This window comes from Streptomyces sp. NPDC033174 (genome assembly GCF_055577795.1).
In genome coordinates this window covers 45,483-58,640 of record NZ_JBVIPQ010000011.1, presented here as the reverse complement: position 1 = coordinate 58,640, position 13,158 = coordinate 45,483, and the positions used below count along the sequence as shown (strand labels likewise).

General features: G+C 72.0%; 16 protein-coding genes. 6 read left to right on the top strand and 10 right to left on the bottom strand.

The annotated features are described in order from the left end of the window. Nucleotides 1-110: 110 nt before the first annotated feature. Nucleotides 111-1,415, top strand: coding sequence for a glucarate dehydratase family protein (locus tag ACZ5VC_RS29305; RefSeq protein ID WP_469122997.1), 1,305 nt, complete (start codon nt 111-113; stop codon nt 1,413-1,415). Nucleotides 1,416-1,440: 25 nt separating this feature from the next. Here ACZ5VC_RS29305 and ACZ5VC_RS29300 read toward each other — a convergent pair whose 3' ends face one another. The 3 genes from ACZ5VC_RS29300 to ACZ5VC_RS29290 all read right to left on the bottom strand — a co-directional run bounded on the left by ACZ5VC_RS29300 (nt 1,441) and on the right by ACZ5VC_RS29290 (nt 3,153). After that, nucleotides 1,441-2,352, bottom strand: a complete 912-nt coding sequence (locus ACZ5VC_RS29300; protein WP_469122996.1) for an MBL fold metallo-hydrolase — start codon at nt 2,350-2,352, stop codon at nt 1,441-1,443. Between the two features lie 104 nt (nt 2,353-2,456). Then, nucleotides 2,457-2,753 (bottom strand): hypothetical protein, encoded by a 297-nt coding sequence (locus ACZ5VC_RS29295; protein WP_469122995.1) that lies wholly within the window; start codon nt 2,751-2,753, stop codon nt 2,457-2,459. A gap of 46 nt (nt 2,754-2,799) precedes the next feature. Beyond that, a complete protein-coding gene (locus ACZ5VC_RS29290; RefSeq protein ID WP_469123107.1) occupies nt 2,800-3,153 on the bottom strand; it encodes a winged helix-turn-helix transcriptional regulator in 354 nt (117 codons plus the stop codon). Nucleotides 3,154-3,285: 132 nt separating this feature from the next. On the opposite strand from ACZ5VC_RS29290, the gene ACZ5VC_RS29285 reads away from it, so the two are divergent. Together ACZ5VC_RS29285 and ACZ5VC_RS29280 are read left to right on the top strand one after the other, a co-directional pair. Then, nucleotides 3,286-3,912, top strand: coding sequence for an NADPH-dependent F420 reductase (locus ACZ5VC_RS29285; RefSeq protein WP_469122994.1), 627 nt, complete (start codon nt 3,286-3,288; stop codon nt 3,910-3,912). A 93-nt stretch (nt 3,913-4,005) separates the two neighbouring features. Continuing rightward, nucleotides 4,006-4,947 carry an NADP-dependent oxidoreductase gene (locus tag ACZ5VC_RS29280; RefSeq protein ID WP_469122993.1) on the top strand — a complete coding sequence of 314 codons (942 nt, stop codon included), beginning with the start codon at nt 4,006-4,008 and terminating at the stop codon, nt 4,945-4,947. 97 nt (nt 4,948-5,044) lie between these two features. Here the strand turns inward: ACZ5VC_RS29280 and ACZ5VC_RS29275 are convergent, their stop codons facing one another. The 5 genes from ACZ5VC_RS29275 to ACZ5VC_RS29255 form a co-directional block, all read right to left on the bottom strand. Next, entirely contained in the window at nt 5,045-5,362 is a 318-nt protein-coding gene (locus tag ACZ5VC_RS29275; protein WP_469122992.1) for a DUF202 domain-containing protein, read from the bottom strand. Next, the gene (locus ACZ5VC_RS29270) at nt 5,359-5,751 is read right to left on the bottom strand and encodes a YidH family protein (RefSeq protein WP_468709512.1); all 393 of its coding nucleotides are present in this window, start codon (nt 5,749-5,751) and stop codon (nt 5,359-5,361) included. Before ACZ5VC_RS29270 ends, ACZ5VC_RS29275 begins: the two co-directional genes overlap by 4 nt. Nucleotides 5,752-5,897: 146 nt before the next feature. After that, nucleotides 5,898-6,413 (bottom strand): NUDIX domain-containing protein, encoded by a 516-nt coding sequence (locus ACZ5VC_RS29265; protein ID WP_469122991.1) that lies wholly within the window; start codon nt 6,411-6,413, stop codon nt 5,898-5,900. Between the two features lie 87 nt (nt 6,414-6,500). Further along, complete coding sequence (locus ACZ5VC_RS29260; protein WP_469122990.1) at nt 6,501-7,265, bottom strand: glucose 1-dehydrogenase; 765 nt, start codon at nt 7,263-7,265, stop codon at nt 6,501-6,503. 71 nt (nt 7,266-7,336) lie between these two features. Further along, nucleotides 7,337-8,038 (bottom strand): TetR/AcrR family transcriptional regulator, encoded by a 702-nt coding sequence (locus ACZ5VC_RS29255; RefSeq protein ID WP_469122989.1) that lies wholly within the window; start codon nt 8,036-8,038, stop codon nt 7,337-7,339. 106 nt (nt 8,039-8,144) lie between these two features. On the opposite strand from ACZ5VC_RS29255, the gene ACZ5VC_RS29250 reads away from it, so the two are divergent. Then, nucleotides 8,145-9,800, top strand: coding sequence for an FAD-binding dehydrogenase (locus ACZ5VC_RS29250; protein ID WP_469122988.1), 1,656 nt, complete (start codon nt 8,145-8,147; stop codon nt 9,798-9,800). A 103-nt stretch (nt 9,801-9,903) separates the two neighbouring features. Here ACZ5VC_RS29250 and ACZ5VC_RS29245 read toward each other — a convergent pair whose 3' ends face one another. Then, a complete protein-coding gene (locus ACZ5VC_RS29245) occupies nt 9,904-10,347 on the bottom strand; it encodes an ASCH domain-containing protein (protein ID WP_469122987.1) in 444 nt (147 codons plus the stop codon). A 140-nt stretch (nt 10,348-10,487) separates the two neighbouring features. Between ACZ5VC_RS29245 and ACZ5VC_RS29240 the strand changes: the two genes are divergently transcribed. Both ACZ5VC_RS29240 and ACZ5VC_RS29235 read left to right on the top strand, forming a co-directional pair. Beyond that, a complete protein-coding gene (locus ACZ5VC_RS29240) occupies nt 10,488-11,234 on the top strand; it encodes a molybdopterin-dependent oxidoreductase (RefSeq protein WP_469122986.1) in 747 nt (248 codons plus the stop codon). Then, the gene (locus ACZ5VC_RS29235; RefSeq protein WP_469122985.1) at nt 11,176-11,775 is read left to right on the top strand and encodes a cytochrome b/b6 domain-containing protein; all 600 of its coding nucleotides are present in this window, start codon (nt 11,176-11,178) and stop codon (nt 11,773-11,775) included. The genes ACZ5VC_RS29240 and ACZ5VC_RS29235 overlap by 59 nt, the downstream gene beginning before the upstream one ends. Here the strand turns inward: ACZ5VC_RS29235 and ACZ5VC_RS29230 are convergent. Next, on the bottom strand, nt 11,761-13,158 hold the full coding sequence (locus ACZ5VC_RS29230) for a GntT/GntP/DsdX family permease (RefSeq protein ID WP_469122984.1): 1,398 nt from the start codon (nt 13,156-13,158) through the stop codon (nt 11,761-11,763). The two genes, ACZ5VC_RS29235 and ACZ5VC_RS29230, sit on opposite strands and share 15 nt — an antisense overlap.

The following is a 13,158-nucleotide window of genomic DNA, read 5'->3' as shown; positions in this document are numbered from 1 at the left end:
GGACGACTCCGGCTAATGATGCCGACCAGTCGGTATGTCGTCCAGTGCGGAACGGTAAAGCGAGTGCCGCCCTCTGGATATCCGGTCGTGTGCATGAATACAGTTCACGTATGAATATCGAGGGCAGCGCGCTGCTGATCGAGGACGTCCGGCTCACACCGATCCTCGTCTCCGATCCCCCTCTGCTCAACACCCAGGGCGTCCATCAGCCCTATACGCCCAGGCTGATCGTGGAAGTGGTGACGCGCGGCGGCGTCACAGGCCTGGGGGAGACCTATGGGGACGGGAGGTATCTGGAGCCCGCCCGAGCCCTCGCCGACGCGCTGCCGGGGCAGTCGGTCACGGATGTGAACGCCCTGTTCTCCTTGGCGGAGAGGGTGTGCGGCGACTCACGGGCCGTCGACGCCGGGGTCGACGCGGGCGGGCTCCGCGGGGTGCAGACCGCGGACAAACTGCGGCTCTCCGTCGTCTCGGGCTTCGAGGTCGCCTGCCTCGACGCTCTGGGCAAGGCCCTGGGCCTGCCCGTCCACGCGCTGCTCGGCGGAAAGGTGCGCGACTCGGTGGAGTACAGCGCGTATCTCTTCCACCGCTGGGCCGAACACCCGGCCGGTGTGCCGGCCGAACGGGACGACTGGGGAGCCGCTCTCGACCCGGCGGGCATCGTGGAGCAGGCCCACCGCTTCGCCCGCGCGTACGGCTTCGGCTCCTTCAAGCTCAAGGGCGGCGTCTTCGAACCGGACCGGGAGATCGCCGCCGTCCGGGCGCTCGCCGAGGCCTTTCCCGGACAGCCCCTGCGGCTCGACCCGAACGGCGCCTGGTCCGTCGAGACCTCGCTGCACGTCGCCCGTGAGCTGGAGGGCGTCCTCGAGTACCTGGAGGACCCGGCGAGCGGAACCGAACGGATGGCGAAGATCGCGGCCCGCACGGACGTGCCGCTCGCCACCAATATGTGCGTCACCACCCTCGCCGAGATCCCCGAGGCGTTCACGCGCGGCGCCGTGCGGGTGGTCCTCTCCGACCACCACTACTGGGGCGGTCTGCACCGGACACGCGAACTGGCCGCGATCTGCGGCGCTTTCGGGATCGGGCTCTCCATGCACTCCAACACCCACCTCGGCATCAGCCTCGCCGCCATGACGCAGGTGGCCGCCACGGTCCCCAACCTCGACTATGCCTGCGACAGCCACTACCCGTGGCAGACGGAGGACGTCATCACCGCCCGGCACGTCTTCCGCGAGGGCAGGCTCACCGTCTCGGACGCGCCCGGGCTCGGTGTCGAGCTGGACCGCGAGAGGCTCGCGGCGCTCCACCGGCGCTGGCTGGAGGACGACGGCGCGCTGCGGGAGCGGGACGACGCGGCGGCGATGCGGAAGGCCGATCCCGGGTGGGTGACGCCCGCGATCCCGCGCTGGTGACGCCCGCGGTCCTCTGTCCTTCGCGTTACGCGTGACATTGCACCGGCACACCGCCATTCATGATCGCCATGTCACCGAACAGCGTGATCGGATCCAGCGGCGAGCCGTCCGGCAGGCCGTGCAGCTCCGCGTACGCCCGGTGCAGATTCGCCACCAGCCGCTCGCTCTCACGCCACGCGCCGAACTCGCCGAGATCCGCTCCGCGCGCGGTCTCCAGCGGAGTGAGCCCCTTGGCGTGCCCTTCGGCGGCGAGCTCGGCGACGTACCGCAGATAGCGCTCGGTCGCGTCGTACGCCGAGGGGTCGGTGAGGGCGCCGTGTCCGGGCACGACCGTCTCCGCGTCCAGCGACCGCAGCAGTTCCAGCGCCCGCAGCGAGCCCCGCAGTGAACCCATGGGCAGGAACGGCGTCCCACCCTGGAAGATCAGATCGCCGGTGAACACGACCCCGCGCCCCGGCAGATGGATGATCGAATCGCCGGTGGTGTGCGCGACGCCGGGGTGCAGCACCCGCACCTCCAGCTCGCCGATGTGCAACGTGATCCGTTCGCTGTACGTCACCGTCGGCGGCACGAGCCGGATGTCCCCGAAGTCCGTCTGCGGCCACAAGAGATGGAGCTGGTGTCCCGCCGCGATCTGCTCGGCGCGGCAGGACTCGTGCCCCACGACGACTGCCTCGGGCGCGAACACCGCGTTGCCGTAGGTGTGGTCACCGTGGTGGTGGGTGGACACGATCATCCGGGGCAGTGGGGCCCCGCTGCCCACGAGCGCGTCACGCAGCGACCGGGCGCGCCGCTCGGTCGCGGCCGTGTCGACGAGGAGGGTGCTGCCCGCGTCGCTGACGAACCCGGCGTTGTTCAGACACCAGCCGCCGTCGGGCTGGAGATAGGCGTGCACGCCCGGGGCGAGCAGGACGGGATACGGGTCGTCGGCAGGCATGGATGTCCCCCGGTGAGACGAGCAACTGGTGGGTCGAAGCCTGCCAGTCGAGGCACCGCCGGGGGAAGCGGATCCGAAAGCCCGGGAAGCGGATCCGGGAGGGGTCAGTGATCGTCCCAGTGACCGTCGTGTGCCGCGTGCCGATGCCCGTCGTGGACGTAGTCGACATGGTCCCCGTGCTCGATGGCCGGATGCCCACAGCCGTCGCCGTGTTCGTGTGCGTGTCCGCTGTGCGCGGTGTGCTCGCCCGGCTCGCACTCGTCCCAGTGCCCGGAGTGCTCGCGGTGCACATGCCCGTCGTGAACGTAGTCGACATGGTCGCCGTGCTCGACGGCCGTGTGGCCGCAGGTGGGGCCGTGCGTGTGCTCGTGCGTGGGGTGTTCGTGGTGGAGAAGGGTCATGACCGAGCCTCTGCATGGGGGTGGGGGATCGAATGACACTTCAAGGCTAGTCCTGAATGAGGCATTCATCCGAGTTCCACCCCTGCGCGGCGGCAAACATCTCGCCGTACTCGGCCGACCAGCGGCCGAGCGCTTCGATCGGCTCCAGCAGACTGCGCCCGAGCTCGGTCAGCCCGTACTCCACCCGGGGCGGGGACTTCGGGCAGACGTGCCGCTCCACCAGCGCGTACCCCTCGAGCCGCCGCAGCGTCTCGGTGAGCACCTTGGCGCTGATGCCGCCGATCAGGGTCCGCAGCTCACCGTGGCGCCGGGGGCCGTCGCTCAGCGCGAAGACGACCACCGGATTCCAGGTGTTGGCCAGCAGATCGAAGCCGAGCCGGGCCCGGCAGTCCGCGAGCATCCTGTCCACAACCCCGCCCCTCTCCGGGGTCGTTGGGCACCATTCGGTAACCGCCGCCCCCTCTAGCGTCTTGTCACGTCACCACACACACCAGACAGTCGCACCGCACGCTACGCGAGTGAGGGAACGGACATGCGCATAGGCATTCTCGGCACCGGGAACATGGCGGAGGCCCTCGGCGGCCAGTGGGCGCGGGTCGGCCACGAGATCCTTCTCGGCGGCCGCTCGCCCTCTCGTACGGAAGCACTGGCCCACCGCATCGGTGCCCGGGAGGGCTCGTTGGCCGACGCGGCCGCATTCGGCGACGCGACGCTGGTGGCTCTGCCGTACGACGCCGCGCTCGGCGTCCTCGCCCGGGCCGGGGATCTGAGCGGCCGGACCCTGATCGACTGTACGAACGCGATCGGCCCGGGGTTCACGCTCACGACCGAGCCGGGCCGGGGCGCCGCCCGTACCCTCGCGGAGGCGACCGGCGCCCATGTCGTCAAGGCGTTCAACCACTGCACGCCCGCCGTCTGGCGCCTCACCCCGCCCGCCTTCGCGGACGGTCCGCTCGCCGTCCCCCTGTGCGGGGACGACGACGCCTCCCTGGAGCGCGTGCGCACCCTGGTCCGGGACATCGGCTGCGTTCCGCTCACCGTGGGAGGACTCGAGCGGGCGGATCTGCTGGAGGCCACGACCGCCTTTCTCGTGGGCCTCTGGCTCGGCGGCGAGGAACCCCGCCCGATGCTGCCCCCGCTCGCGGCCCTGTCCGACTGACTTTGTCCGACTGCTCCGACTGACCGGTCGGACGGACGGTCCGAGCGGCCCGTCCGGCTTGCGGGAGCGCGAAAGCCGTCCGAGGGTCGGACCATGAAGGCGATCAGCTACAGCCGCTACGGCGGTCCCGAGGTCCTCGAGTTCGGCGAGCGCCCCGAGCCGAAGGTCGGGCCCGACAGCGTCCTGGTGAAGGTGCGCGCGGCGGCCGTGAACCCCGTCGACTGGAAGTGCCAGGCCGGCCATCTCGAAGGGATGATCGACGCCGTCTTCCCCGTCGTTCCCGGGTGGGACGTCTCCGGCGTGGTCGTCCGCCCCTTCCCGGCGGTCACCGAGTTCGCCGTCGGGGACGAGGTCATGGGCTATGTCCGCGAGGACTTCCTGTGTCGGGGCACCTTCGCCGAGTACGTGGCCGCACCCGTGCGCACCCTGGCCCGCAAGCCGCGCAACCTCTCCTTCGAGGAGGCCGCGGGTCTGCCGCTCGTCGGCCTGACCGCCTACCAGGTTCTGCGCGCACTCGCGGTGCGCCCCGGGGAGACCGTCCTGGTGCACGCGGCGGCCGGCGGCGTCGGGGCGATGGCCGTGCAGCTCGCCCGGCACATGGGCGCCAGGGTCATCGGCGCCGTGCGCCCCGGACGCGAGGAGGGGCCGCAGCAGGTCCGCGCGCTCGGCGGGGAGCCCGTCGTCTACGACGACAGCTTCGCCGAGCAGGTCCGCTCGCTCGCGCCGGACGGTGTGGACGCCGCGTTCGACACCATCGGCGGCCCCTACCTCAAGGGCACACCCGAGCTGCTCGCGCCGCAGGGCCGGCTCGCCTCCATCTCGGACGGCGAGGTCCTCTCCCTGGGCGGCCTCTACTGCTGGGTGCGTCCCGATGCCGCCGACCTCGCCGCGCTGGCGGACCTCGCCGAACAGGGCGTCCTGACCGTGCCGATCGCCAAGACCTTCCCGCTGGAGGAGGCCGCCGAGGCCCAGCGCGCCAACGCGGTCGGCGGGCTGCACGGCAAGGTCGTCGTCACCGTCGACTGGGACGACTGAGCCGCGCCGGTGCGCTGTCGGACCACCGCGGTTACGGCGAACGCGGGAAGTCCGCTGTCGGACCACGGCGGCCGCGGCGAACGCGGCCAGCGCGCTGTCAGACCACCACGGCCACGGCGAACGCGGCCAGCGCGATCGTGCATCCCGTCGCCAGGACCGCGCCCCGGAGCGTCAGCGCGCCGGGCCTGCTCGCCCCCAGGGCCTGAATACGCCGGTGTGCGACCAGCAGGAACGCCAGCCAGACCAGGACGCACAGCGCCGCCCCCACGCCCCCGGCCGGCGTGATCCCGTCGTGGATGGCCTGCTTGGCCGCCAGGATCGCCGCCACCGTGCACGACAGCGTCGTACGCCGCCAGGCCAGCCGTGTGCGCTCCGGCTGAAGTCCCGGATCGCGTGGTTCGGCCTCGCCCCTCACCCGGTCCAGCCGAAGATCACGACCACCACCATGGCCACGGCGACGACGCCGACGGCCAGGGAGAGCAGGACGGGGAAGCGCGACACCGGCAGATCCTGCCCGCGCCGCATGGCCCGCTCGCACCGCACCCAGTGGTTCACCGCCCGCAGGGCGCACAGGCCACCGGCGGCCAGCAGCACGAGCGCCAGGCCGACGCGGACGCCCCACCGCAGGTCCGGCAGGAACTGGTCGACGGCGAATCCGCCGCCGACGAGCGCGAGCGCGGTGCGTATCCAGGCCAGGAAGGTGCGCTCATTGGCGAGGGAGAACCGGTAGTCGGGCGTCTCGCCGTCGTCCCGGATCCGCTGCGGCGCGAACCACAGCCGCAGGCTCTGCACGAATTCGCTCACCTGTGCACTTTATCCGGCGGATCGCACCCCCGCCCGCTTCCGTCCCCTCCCGGCGCCCACCCGGTGGCGGGGCGGGTCCCCACCCCGTCGTGCAACGGATGCCCACCCGGTCGCGCCGCAGGTCCTGACCCGGTCGCGCCCCGGCCTCACCCCGCCCTGTGGGCCCGCAGTCGCTCGTAGGCCGCGAGCCCGTCCGGGACCCACTCCCACTCGGTGAGCCGCCGTGCGAGCTCGGACTCCGGCAGGAAGGCGTGCCAGGCGACCTCCTCGGGCTGCGGGTTCACCGGCAGCTCGCAGCGGACCTCGTAGACGGCGGACCACCAGCCGTGTTCGCCGTCCGGCGACTCGTAGAGGAACTTCAGGAGGGGCACCGGGCGCGGCAGGCCGGTGACGCCCAGTTCTTCCTCGGCCTCGCGCAGGGCGGCGGCGTCATAGCTTTCGCCCGCGCCCACGACACCGCCGACGAACATGTCGTACAGCGACGGGAAGACCAGCTTGGCCGGGGTGCGGCGGTGGACGAAGACGCGCCCGGCGGCGTCCCGGGCCTGGATGAAGACGCAGCGGTGGCGCAGGCCGCGCGCGTACACCTCTCCGCGCGCGGCCTGCCCGATCACCTCGTCGTTCTCGTCGACGATGTCCAGAATTTCGTCAGCGGGGTTCATGCGCCCATCTCATCACCGGCCGGGGCGGATCGGCCGGGAGGGCATCGGACCGGACGGACGGGCCCGGTGGCGGACCGGCCGGTCGGATCAGCGGCCCACGACCCGGTCGACGGTCGGGCCGGCGGTCCAGCCCCCGTCCACCGCCAGCTCCGCGCCCGTCATGTACGAGGCCGCGTGGGAGAGCAGGAAGACCACGGCGCCGGCGATCTCCTCCGCCTCGCCGACGCGGGCCATCGGAACGCCGGGGAACTTCCCCTCACCCCGCTGGATACCGATGGGGGCCGTCATCGGCGTGTAGGTCATGCCGGGGTGGACGGAGTTGACCCGGATCCCCGCCGTGCCCAGCTCCACCGCGCCGATCTTCGTCAGCCCCCGCACGCCCCACTTGGACGCCCCGTAGCCCGCGGTCATCGCCAGACCCGTCAGACCGGCCGCGGAGGAGATGTTGACGATCGAGCCGCCGCCGTTCTCCCGCATGGCGGGGATCACGGCCTTCATGCCGATGAAGACACCGGTGAGGTTGATGTCGAGGACGCGGCGGAAGTGCTCCACCGACTCGCTCTCCAGGAGGGAGCCCGCGGCTGTGCCGGCGTTGTTCACCAGGCCGTGGAGCGGGCCGAACTCGCCGGTCGCGTAGGCGACGGCGCGCTGCCAGTCCTCTTCCGAGGTGACGTCGTGGTGCAGGAAGCGGGCGCTCGCGCCGAGCTCCGCCGCCGTGGCTCTTCCGTCCTCGTGGAGGACGTCGGTGATCACGACGTTCGCGCCGGCCTCCACCGCCCGCCGCGCGGCTGCTGCGCCCAGGCCGCGGGCGCCTCCGGTGATGAGGACGGTCCTGCCGGTGAGGTCGTTCATGCGTGATCCCTTCGCGCGTGGTGGCGGGCCGTGTGGGTCTTCGTACTGCCGGGTCGTCGGGTGACGCGCCGTCAGCGTCCCGGGCCGTCGGGTACGGGGGCGCCGGGCGCCGGGCCGTCGTCCTCCGCGGAAGCTGTTCGTGCGCGCGGCGCCGGGCGGGGAACCGGCGCCCCGAGCAGTGCCGCGGTGGTTTCGACGAGATCGGCGAGGAAGAGGGCCTCGCCGATCAGCGGCTCGCTGCCGTCGAGGTACTGCCGGGCCCGGTCGGCCATCGCGGCCCCGATCACCGTGAGAGCCAGATCGAGCCGCTCCAGCCGCAGCGGCTCGGGCAGCGGGCCCACCAGATGGGCCCCGAGGCGTTCGATCAGCCGCCAGTACGCCGTCCCCGCCAGGGTGGGGTGCGGGGTTCCGCCGCGCACCCCGCTCTCGTGGCTGAGCTGCGCGGAGATCCGCAGACACCAACGGCCCCGTTCGGTGCGCAGTTCGGACGCCTCGGCAGTGACGAGCGCGGCGAGCAGGCCACGGACGTCGTCGTCGGCGGCGTCGAGCAGCGGAGCCAGTACCTGTTCCGTACGGGCCTGACGGCCGGCCATCACGGCGTCGAGCAGCCCGCCGCGCGAGCCGAAGTGATACTGCACGGCGGAAGGGTTCGCCTGCCCGGCCAGTGCCACGATGTCCCGCAGCTGCGCGCCGCCGACCCCCTGCGCCGCGAAGATCTCCTCCGCCGCCCGGATCAGCTTCTCCCGGGTCCCCGCCCCGGACGTCCTCGCCATGAACGGCAGTCTAATGACTGGCATTAACAAAGGGGAGGGGCGGAACCGGTTGACGGGCTACTGCCGGGTATCGAAGATCGGACCACCTCCCGGAAGGACGTGGCCCATGGCGTACGACGCCGATGTGATCGTGATCGGGGCAGGCCTCGCGGGCCTGGCCGCGGCGGCGGAACTCGTCGACGCCGGACGCAGCGTGATCCTTCTCGACCAGGAGCCCGAGCAGTCCATCGGCGGCCAGGCGCACTGGTCCTTCGGAGGCCTCTTCCTCGTCGACTCGCCCGAGCAGCGCCGGATGCGGATCAAGGACAGCCACGCCCTGGCCCTCCAGGACTGGCTCGGCACCGCCGGGTTCGACCGCGACGAGGACCACTGGCCGCGCCGCTGGGCGGAGGCGTACGTCGACTTCGCGGCGGGCGAGAAGCGCGCCTGGCTGCACGGGCAGGGCGTGCGCTTCTTCCCCGTCGTCGGGTGGGCCGAGCGAGGCGGGTACGACGCCAACGGCCACGGCAACTCGGTGCCGCGCTTCCACATCACCTGGGGGACCGGGCCCGGCATCGTCGAGCCCTTCGAGCGGCGGGTCCGCGCGGGAGTGGCCAAGGGACTGGTCCGGCTGAGGTTCCGGCACCGGGTCACCGGCCTGAGCCGCACCGGCGGCGTGGTCGACACGGTCAGCGGCGAAATCCTGGAGCCCTCCGCGGCGGCCCGTGGCGCCGCCAGCAGCAGGGAGGTGGCCGGCGCCTTCGAGTACCGCGCGCAGGCGGTGATCGTCACCTCCGGCGGCATCGGCGGCAACCACGACCTCGTACGGTCCCAGTGGCCCCAGCGGCTCGGCACACCGCCCCGGCGGATGCTCTCCGGGGTCCCCGCCCACGTCGACGGTCTGATGCTCGGCATCGCGGAACGTGCCGGCGCGCACCACATCAACCGCGACCGCATGTGGCATTACACCGAAGGCATCGAGAACTGGAACCCGATCTGGGCCCGGCACGGCATCCGTATCCTGCCCGGTCCGTCCTCCCTCTGGCTGGACGCGCGCGGCAGGCGGCTGCCCGTCCCGCTCTTCCCCGGCTTCGACACGCTCGGCACCCTCGAACACATCATGCGCACCGGCCACGACCACACCTGGTTCGTCCTCGACCAGAAGATCATCGGCAAGGAGTTCGCGCTCTCCGGATCCGAACAGAACCCCGACCTGACGGGCAGATCGGTCCGCGGTGTCATCGGGCGCGCCCGCGCCGAAGTCCCGGGGCCGGTCGAGGCGTTCATGGACCACGGCGTCGACTTCATCGTCGAGAAGGACCTGTCCGCGCTCGTCCGCGGCATGAACGCGCTCACCGGGGAGCCGCTGATCGACGAGGCGGAACTGCGCCGCGAAGTCGTCGCGCGCGACCGGGAGATAGCCAATCCCTTCACCAAGGACCTCCAGGTCACGGCGATCCACGGGGCCCGGAGATACCTCGGCGACAGGCTGATCCGCACGGCGACCCCGCACCGGATCCTCGACCCGAAGGCCGGCCCGCTGATCGCCGTACGCCTCAACATCCTGACCCGCAAGTCGCTCGGCGGCCTGGAGACCGACCTGTCCTCGCGGGTCCTGACGGCGGACGGGGCGCCCCTGGCCGGTGTGTACGCGGCGGGAGAGGCGGCCGGCTTCGGCGGCGGAGGCGTACACGGCTACCGCTCCTTGGAGGGCACCTTCCTCGGCGGCTGCCTCTTCTCCGGCCGCGCGGCAGGCCGCGCGGCCGCGAGGGCGGTGGCCTAGCCCCGGCACGCACTCGGGCCCGGGCCGCCCCTCGGCACCGCTACGGAGCGGGGCCGAGGAGCGGCGACCCCGGCGACGGCGACGGCGTGAGCCGGGTGAACCCCTACCCCTCTTCCCGCTCCTCGCCGCGCCGCTCCACCACTCGGAAGCGCTCCGCGACCACCAGGGTCGTGTCGTCGACCGTGAACTCCGGGTCACCCAGCGCCTCCCGCATCTCCGCGCTGTGCCAGAACCGCTCGTGGGCCGCACGCCACTCGGCGACCGTCGCGTGTCCCTCGCCCTCGTCGAGGGCGTGTGCCAGGTCGACCTCGCCGAGCGGCAGCACCCGCACCTCGGTGACCTCCACGACCGCGACCTCGCGGCCGTCCGAGTCGATCAGCGCCGACCGTTCGCCGACCGGAGGGAGTTCCTCGTCCTCGATCTCGTACTCGGTGAGCAGACCGGTCGTCGAGACCTTCTCGCCGGACAGCACGGCCGCGACGAGCCGATCGCGCAAGGGCCCAGGGAAGGCGAGCAGAAAGGGCTTCAGGGCTTCATGGCTGGACATGCGCGCCAGTCTGGCAGCGGGCCGCCCGGGTTGTCCGCCCCGACCCGAGCGTCCCCGGGGGCGACCGCCGAATATGACGGAACTCTGACGAAGCGCCACCGCCCCTGGCCCTCCGGCCCCCGTGGTGCTCGAATCGACCCGTGACCCCACCCCGTGACGCGTCCCCGGACGACCCCCGGGACCGCGAAGGCCCGCCCATCGGCCGCCGGCTCCTGCTGTCCATGCTCGGACTGGGCGCCGCCGGTGTCGTCTCCGCCCCGTACCTCCAGCGCGGTCTCGAGTCCTTCCTCGGCTCCGCCTCCGGGAAGGACCCCACCGGCCTGACCGGCCTGCTGCCCAACGGCGGTGGCTTTCGGTACTACTCCGTGGCCGCCTCGGTACCCCGCAAGGGCGAGGGCGACTACCGCCTCACCGTCGACGGCCTCGTCGAGCGGCCCGCGCACCACACGCTGGCGGACCTCATGAGGCTGCCCCGCACGAGGCTGGTCCAGGACGTCCAGTGCGTCACCGGCTGGCGCGTCCCCGGCACGCCCTTCGAAGGCGTACGGCTCTCGCACCTGCTCGACGCGGCAGGAGTGAGCCCGGGGGCCGGGGCGGTCCGCTTCACCTGCTTCGACGGCGCGTACAGCGAGAGCCTGACCCTCGAGCAGGCCCGCCGTCCCGACGTCCTGGTGGCGTTGCGCATGCGGGACCAGCCGCTCAGCCACGCACACGGCGGCCCCGTCCGCCTCTATGTCGCGCCGATGTACTTCTACAAGTCGGCGAAATGGCTCTCCGGTATCACCGTCACCCGTGACGTGCGGCCCGGCTACTGGGAGGAGAGAGGGTATGACGTCGACGCCTGGGTCGGCCGGTCCAACGGCCGAAGCGACACCCCGACCGTCTGAACTCCCGGACCGAGTGGAGCGTTTCGGCCGCCCGCAGCGTCTCGTCCACGCGGCCACCGCCGCCCTGACGCTGCTGTGCGTCGTGACGGCCGCCGCGCTGTACGTGCCCCAGCTCGCCGAACTCGTCGGCCGCCGCGCCGCCGTGGTCACCGTCCACCGGTGGGCCGGGCTGCTCCTGCCCGTACCGCTCCTCCTCGGGCTCGCGTCCCGCGCGCTGCGCGCCGATCTGCGCCGGCTGAACCGGCTCGGCTCGCCCAAGTTCAGCAAGGGCCAGAAGCTGTACGCGGGGTGGATCGCCGGGGCCGTGCTCGTGATGCTGGGCACCGGACTGCTGATGTGGTTCACCGGTCTCGCCCCGCTGGTGTGGCGCTCCGGCGCGACCTTCGTCCACGACTGGCTGGCCCTCGCGGTCGGCGTCGTGGTCGCCGCGCACATCGGAAAGGCGCTCGCCGATCCGGAGGCACGCCGAGGCATGCGCACCGGATCGGTCGAGCGCCAGTGGGCCCGTGACCGGCACCCCGGATGGCTACAGGACGAGTGACAGCAGCAGGACGAAGGCGATGCCCACCACCGAGATGATCGTCTCCATCACCGACCAGGTCTTGATCGTCTGGCCGACACTCATTCCGAAGTACTCCTTCACCAGCCAGAACCCTGCGTCGTTCACATGGCTGAAGAAGAGCGAACCGGCTCCGATCGCCAGGACGAGCAGCGCCGCGTGCGAGGTCGACATGTCGGCGGCGAGCGGTGCCACCAGACCGGCGGCCGAGATGGTCGCCACCGTCGCCGAGCCGGTCGCCAGCCGGATCGCCACTGCGATCAGCCAGGCGAGGAGCAGCGCGGGGATCGACCAGTTCTTGGAGAAGTCGAGGACCATCCGGCCGACGCCCGCGTCGATCAGCGTCTGCTTGAAGCCGCCGCCCGCGCCGACGATCAGCAGCACGCCCGCGATCGGGGCGAGCGACTTCTCGACGGTCGAGGAGAGCCGGTCCTTGGTGAAGCCCGCGGCCCGGCCCAGTGTGAACATGCCGAGCAGGACGGCCGCCAGCAGCGCGATCAGCGGCGAGCCGATGACGTCGGCGACCTTCTGCAGACCGTGGTCCGGGTCGTCCACGACGATGTCCACCAGCGCCTTGGCCAGCATCAAGGCCACGGGCAGCAGCACGGTGACGACGGTGGCGGCGAAGCCGGGGCGGCGCTCCAGATCCTCGGAGGGGCGCTGCGGCACCATCCGGTCGGGCGCCTGGATGTCGACCCAGCGTGCGGCGTACCGGGAGAAGAGCGGACCCGCGATGATCACCGTCGGTACGGCGACCAGCACGCCCAGGGCGAGGGTGACCCCGAGGTTGGCGCCGATCGCGTCGACGGCGACGAGCGGGCCGGGGTGCGGGGGGATCAGGCCGTGCATGACGGAGAGTCCGGCCAGCGCCGGGATGCCGATCCGCATCAGGGAGTAGTTGCCGCGCTTGGCGACGAGCAGCACCACCGGGATCAGCAGCACGATGCCGACCTCGAAGAAGAGCGGCAGCCCGATGACGGAGGCGATGAGCACCATCGCCCAGGGCATGGCCCGACCGCTCGCCCTGGCCAGGATGGTGTCGACTATCTGGTCGGCGCCGCCGGAGTCGGCCAGCAGCTTGCCGAGGATCGCACCGAGCGCGATCAGCACGCCCACGCTGGCGACCGTCTTGCCGAGGCCGGTGGTGAAGGACTCCAGGGTCGCCGCGAGCGGTGCCCCGGCGAACACGCCCAGCGCCAGCGACCCGATGGTCAGGGCCAGGAAGGCATGCAGCTTGAACGCGGTGATGAGCAGGACGATGACGGCGATGCCCGCGAGCACGGCGATGCCCAGCTGCGCGTTGCCGGCCGAGGTGATCGGCTCGGCCGCGTCGGCTGCCAGCATCTCGACGCTGAGACTGGTCAC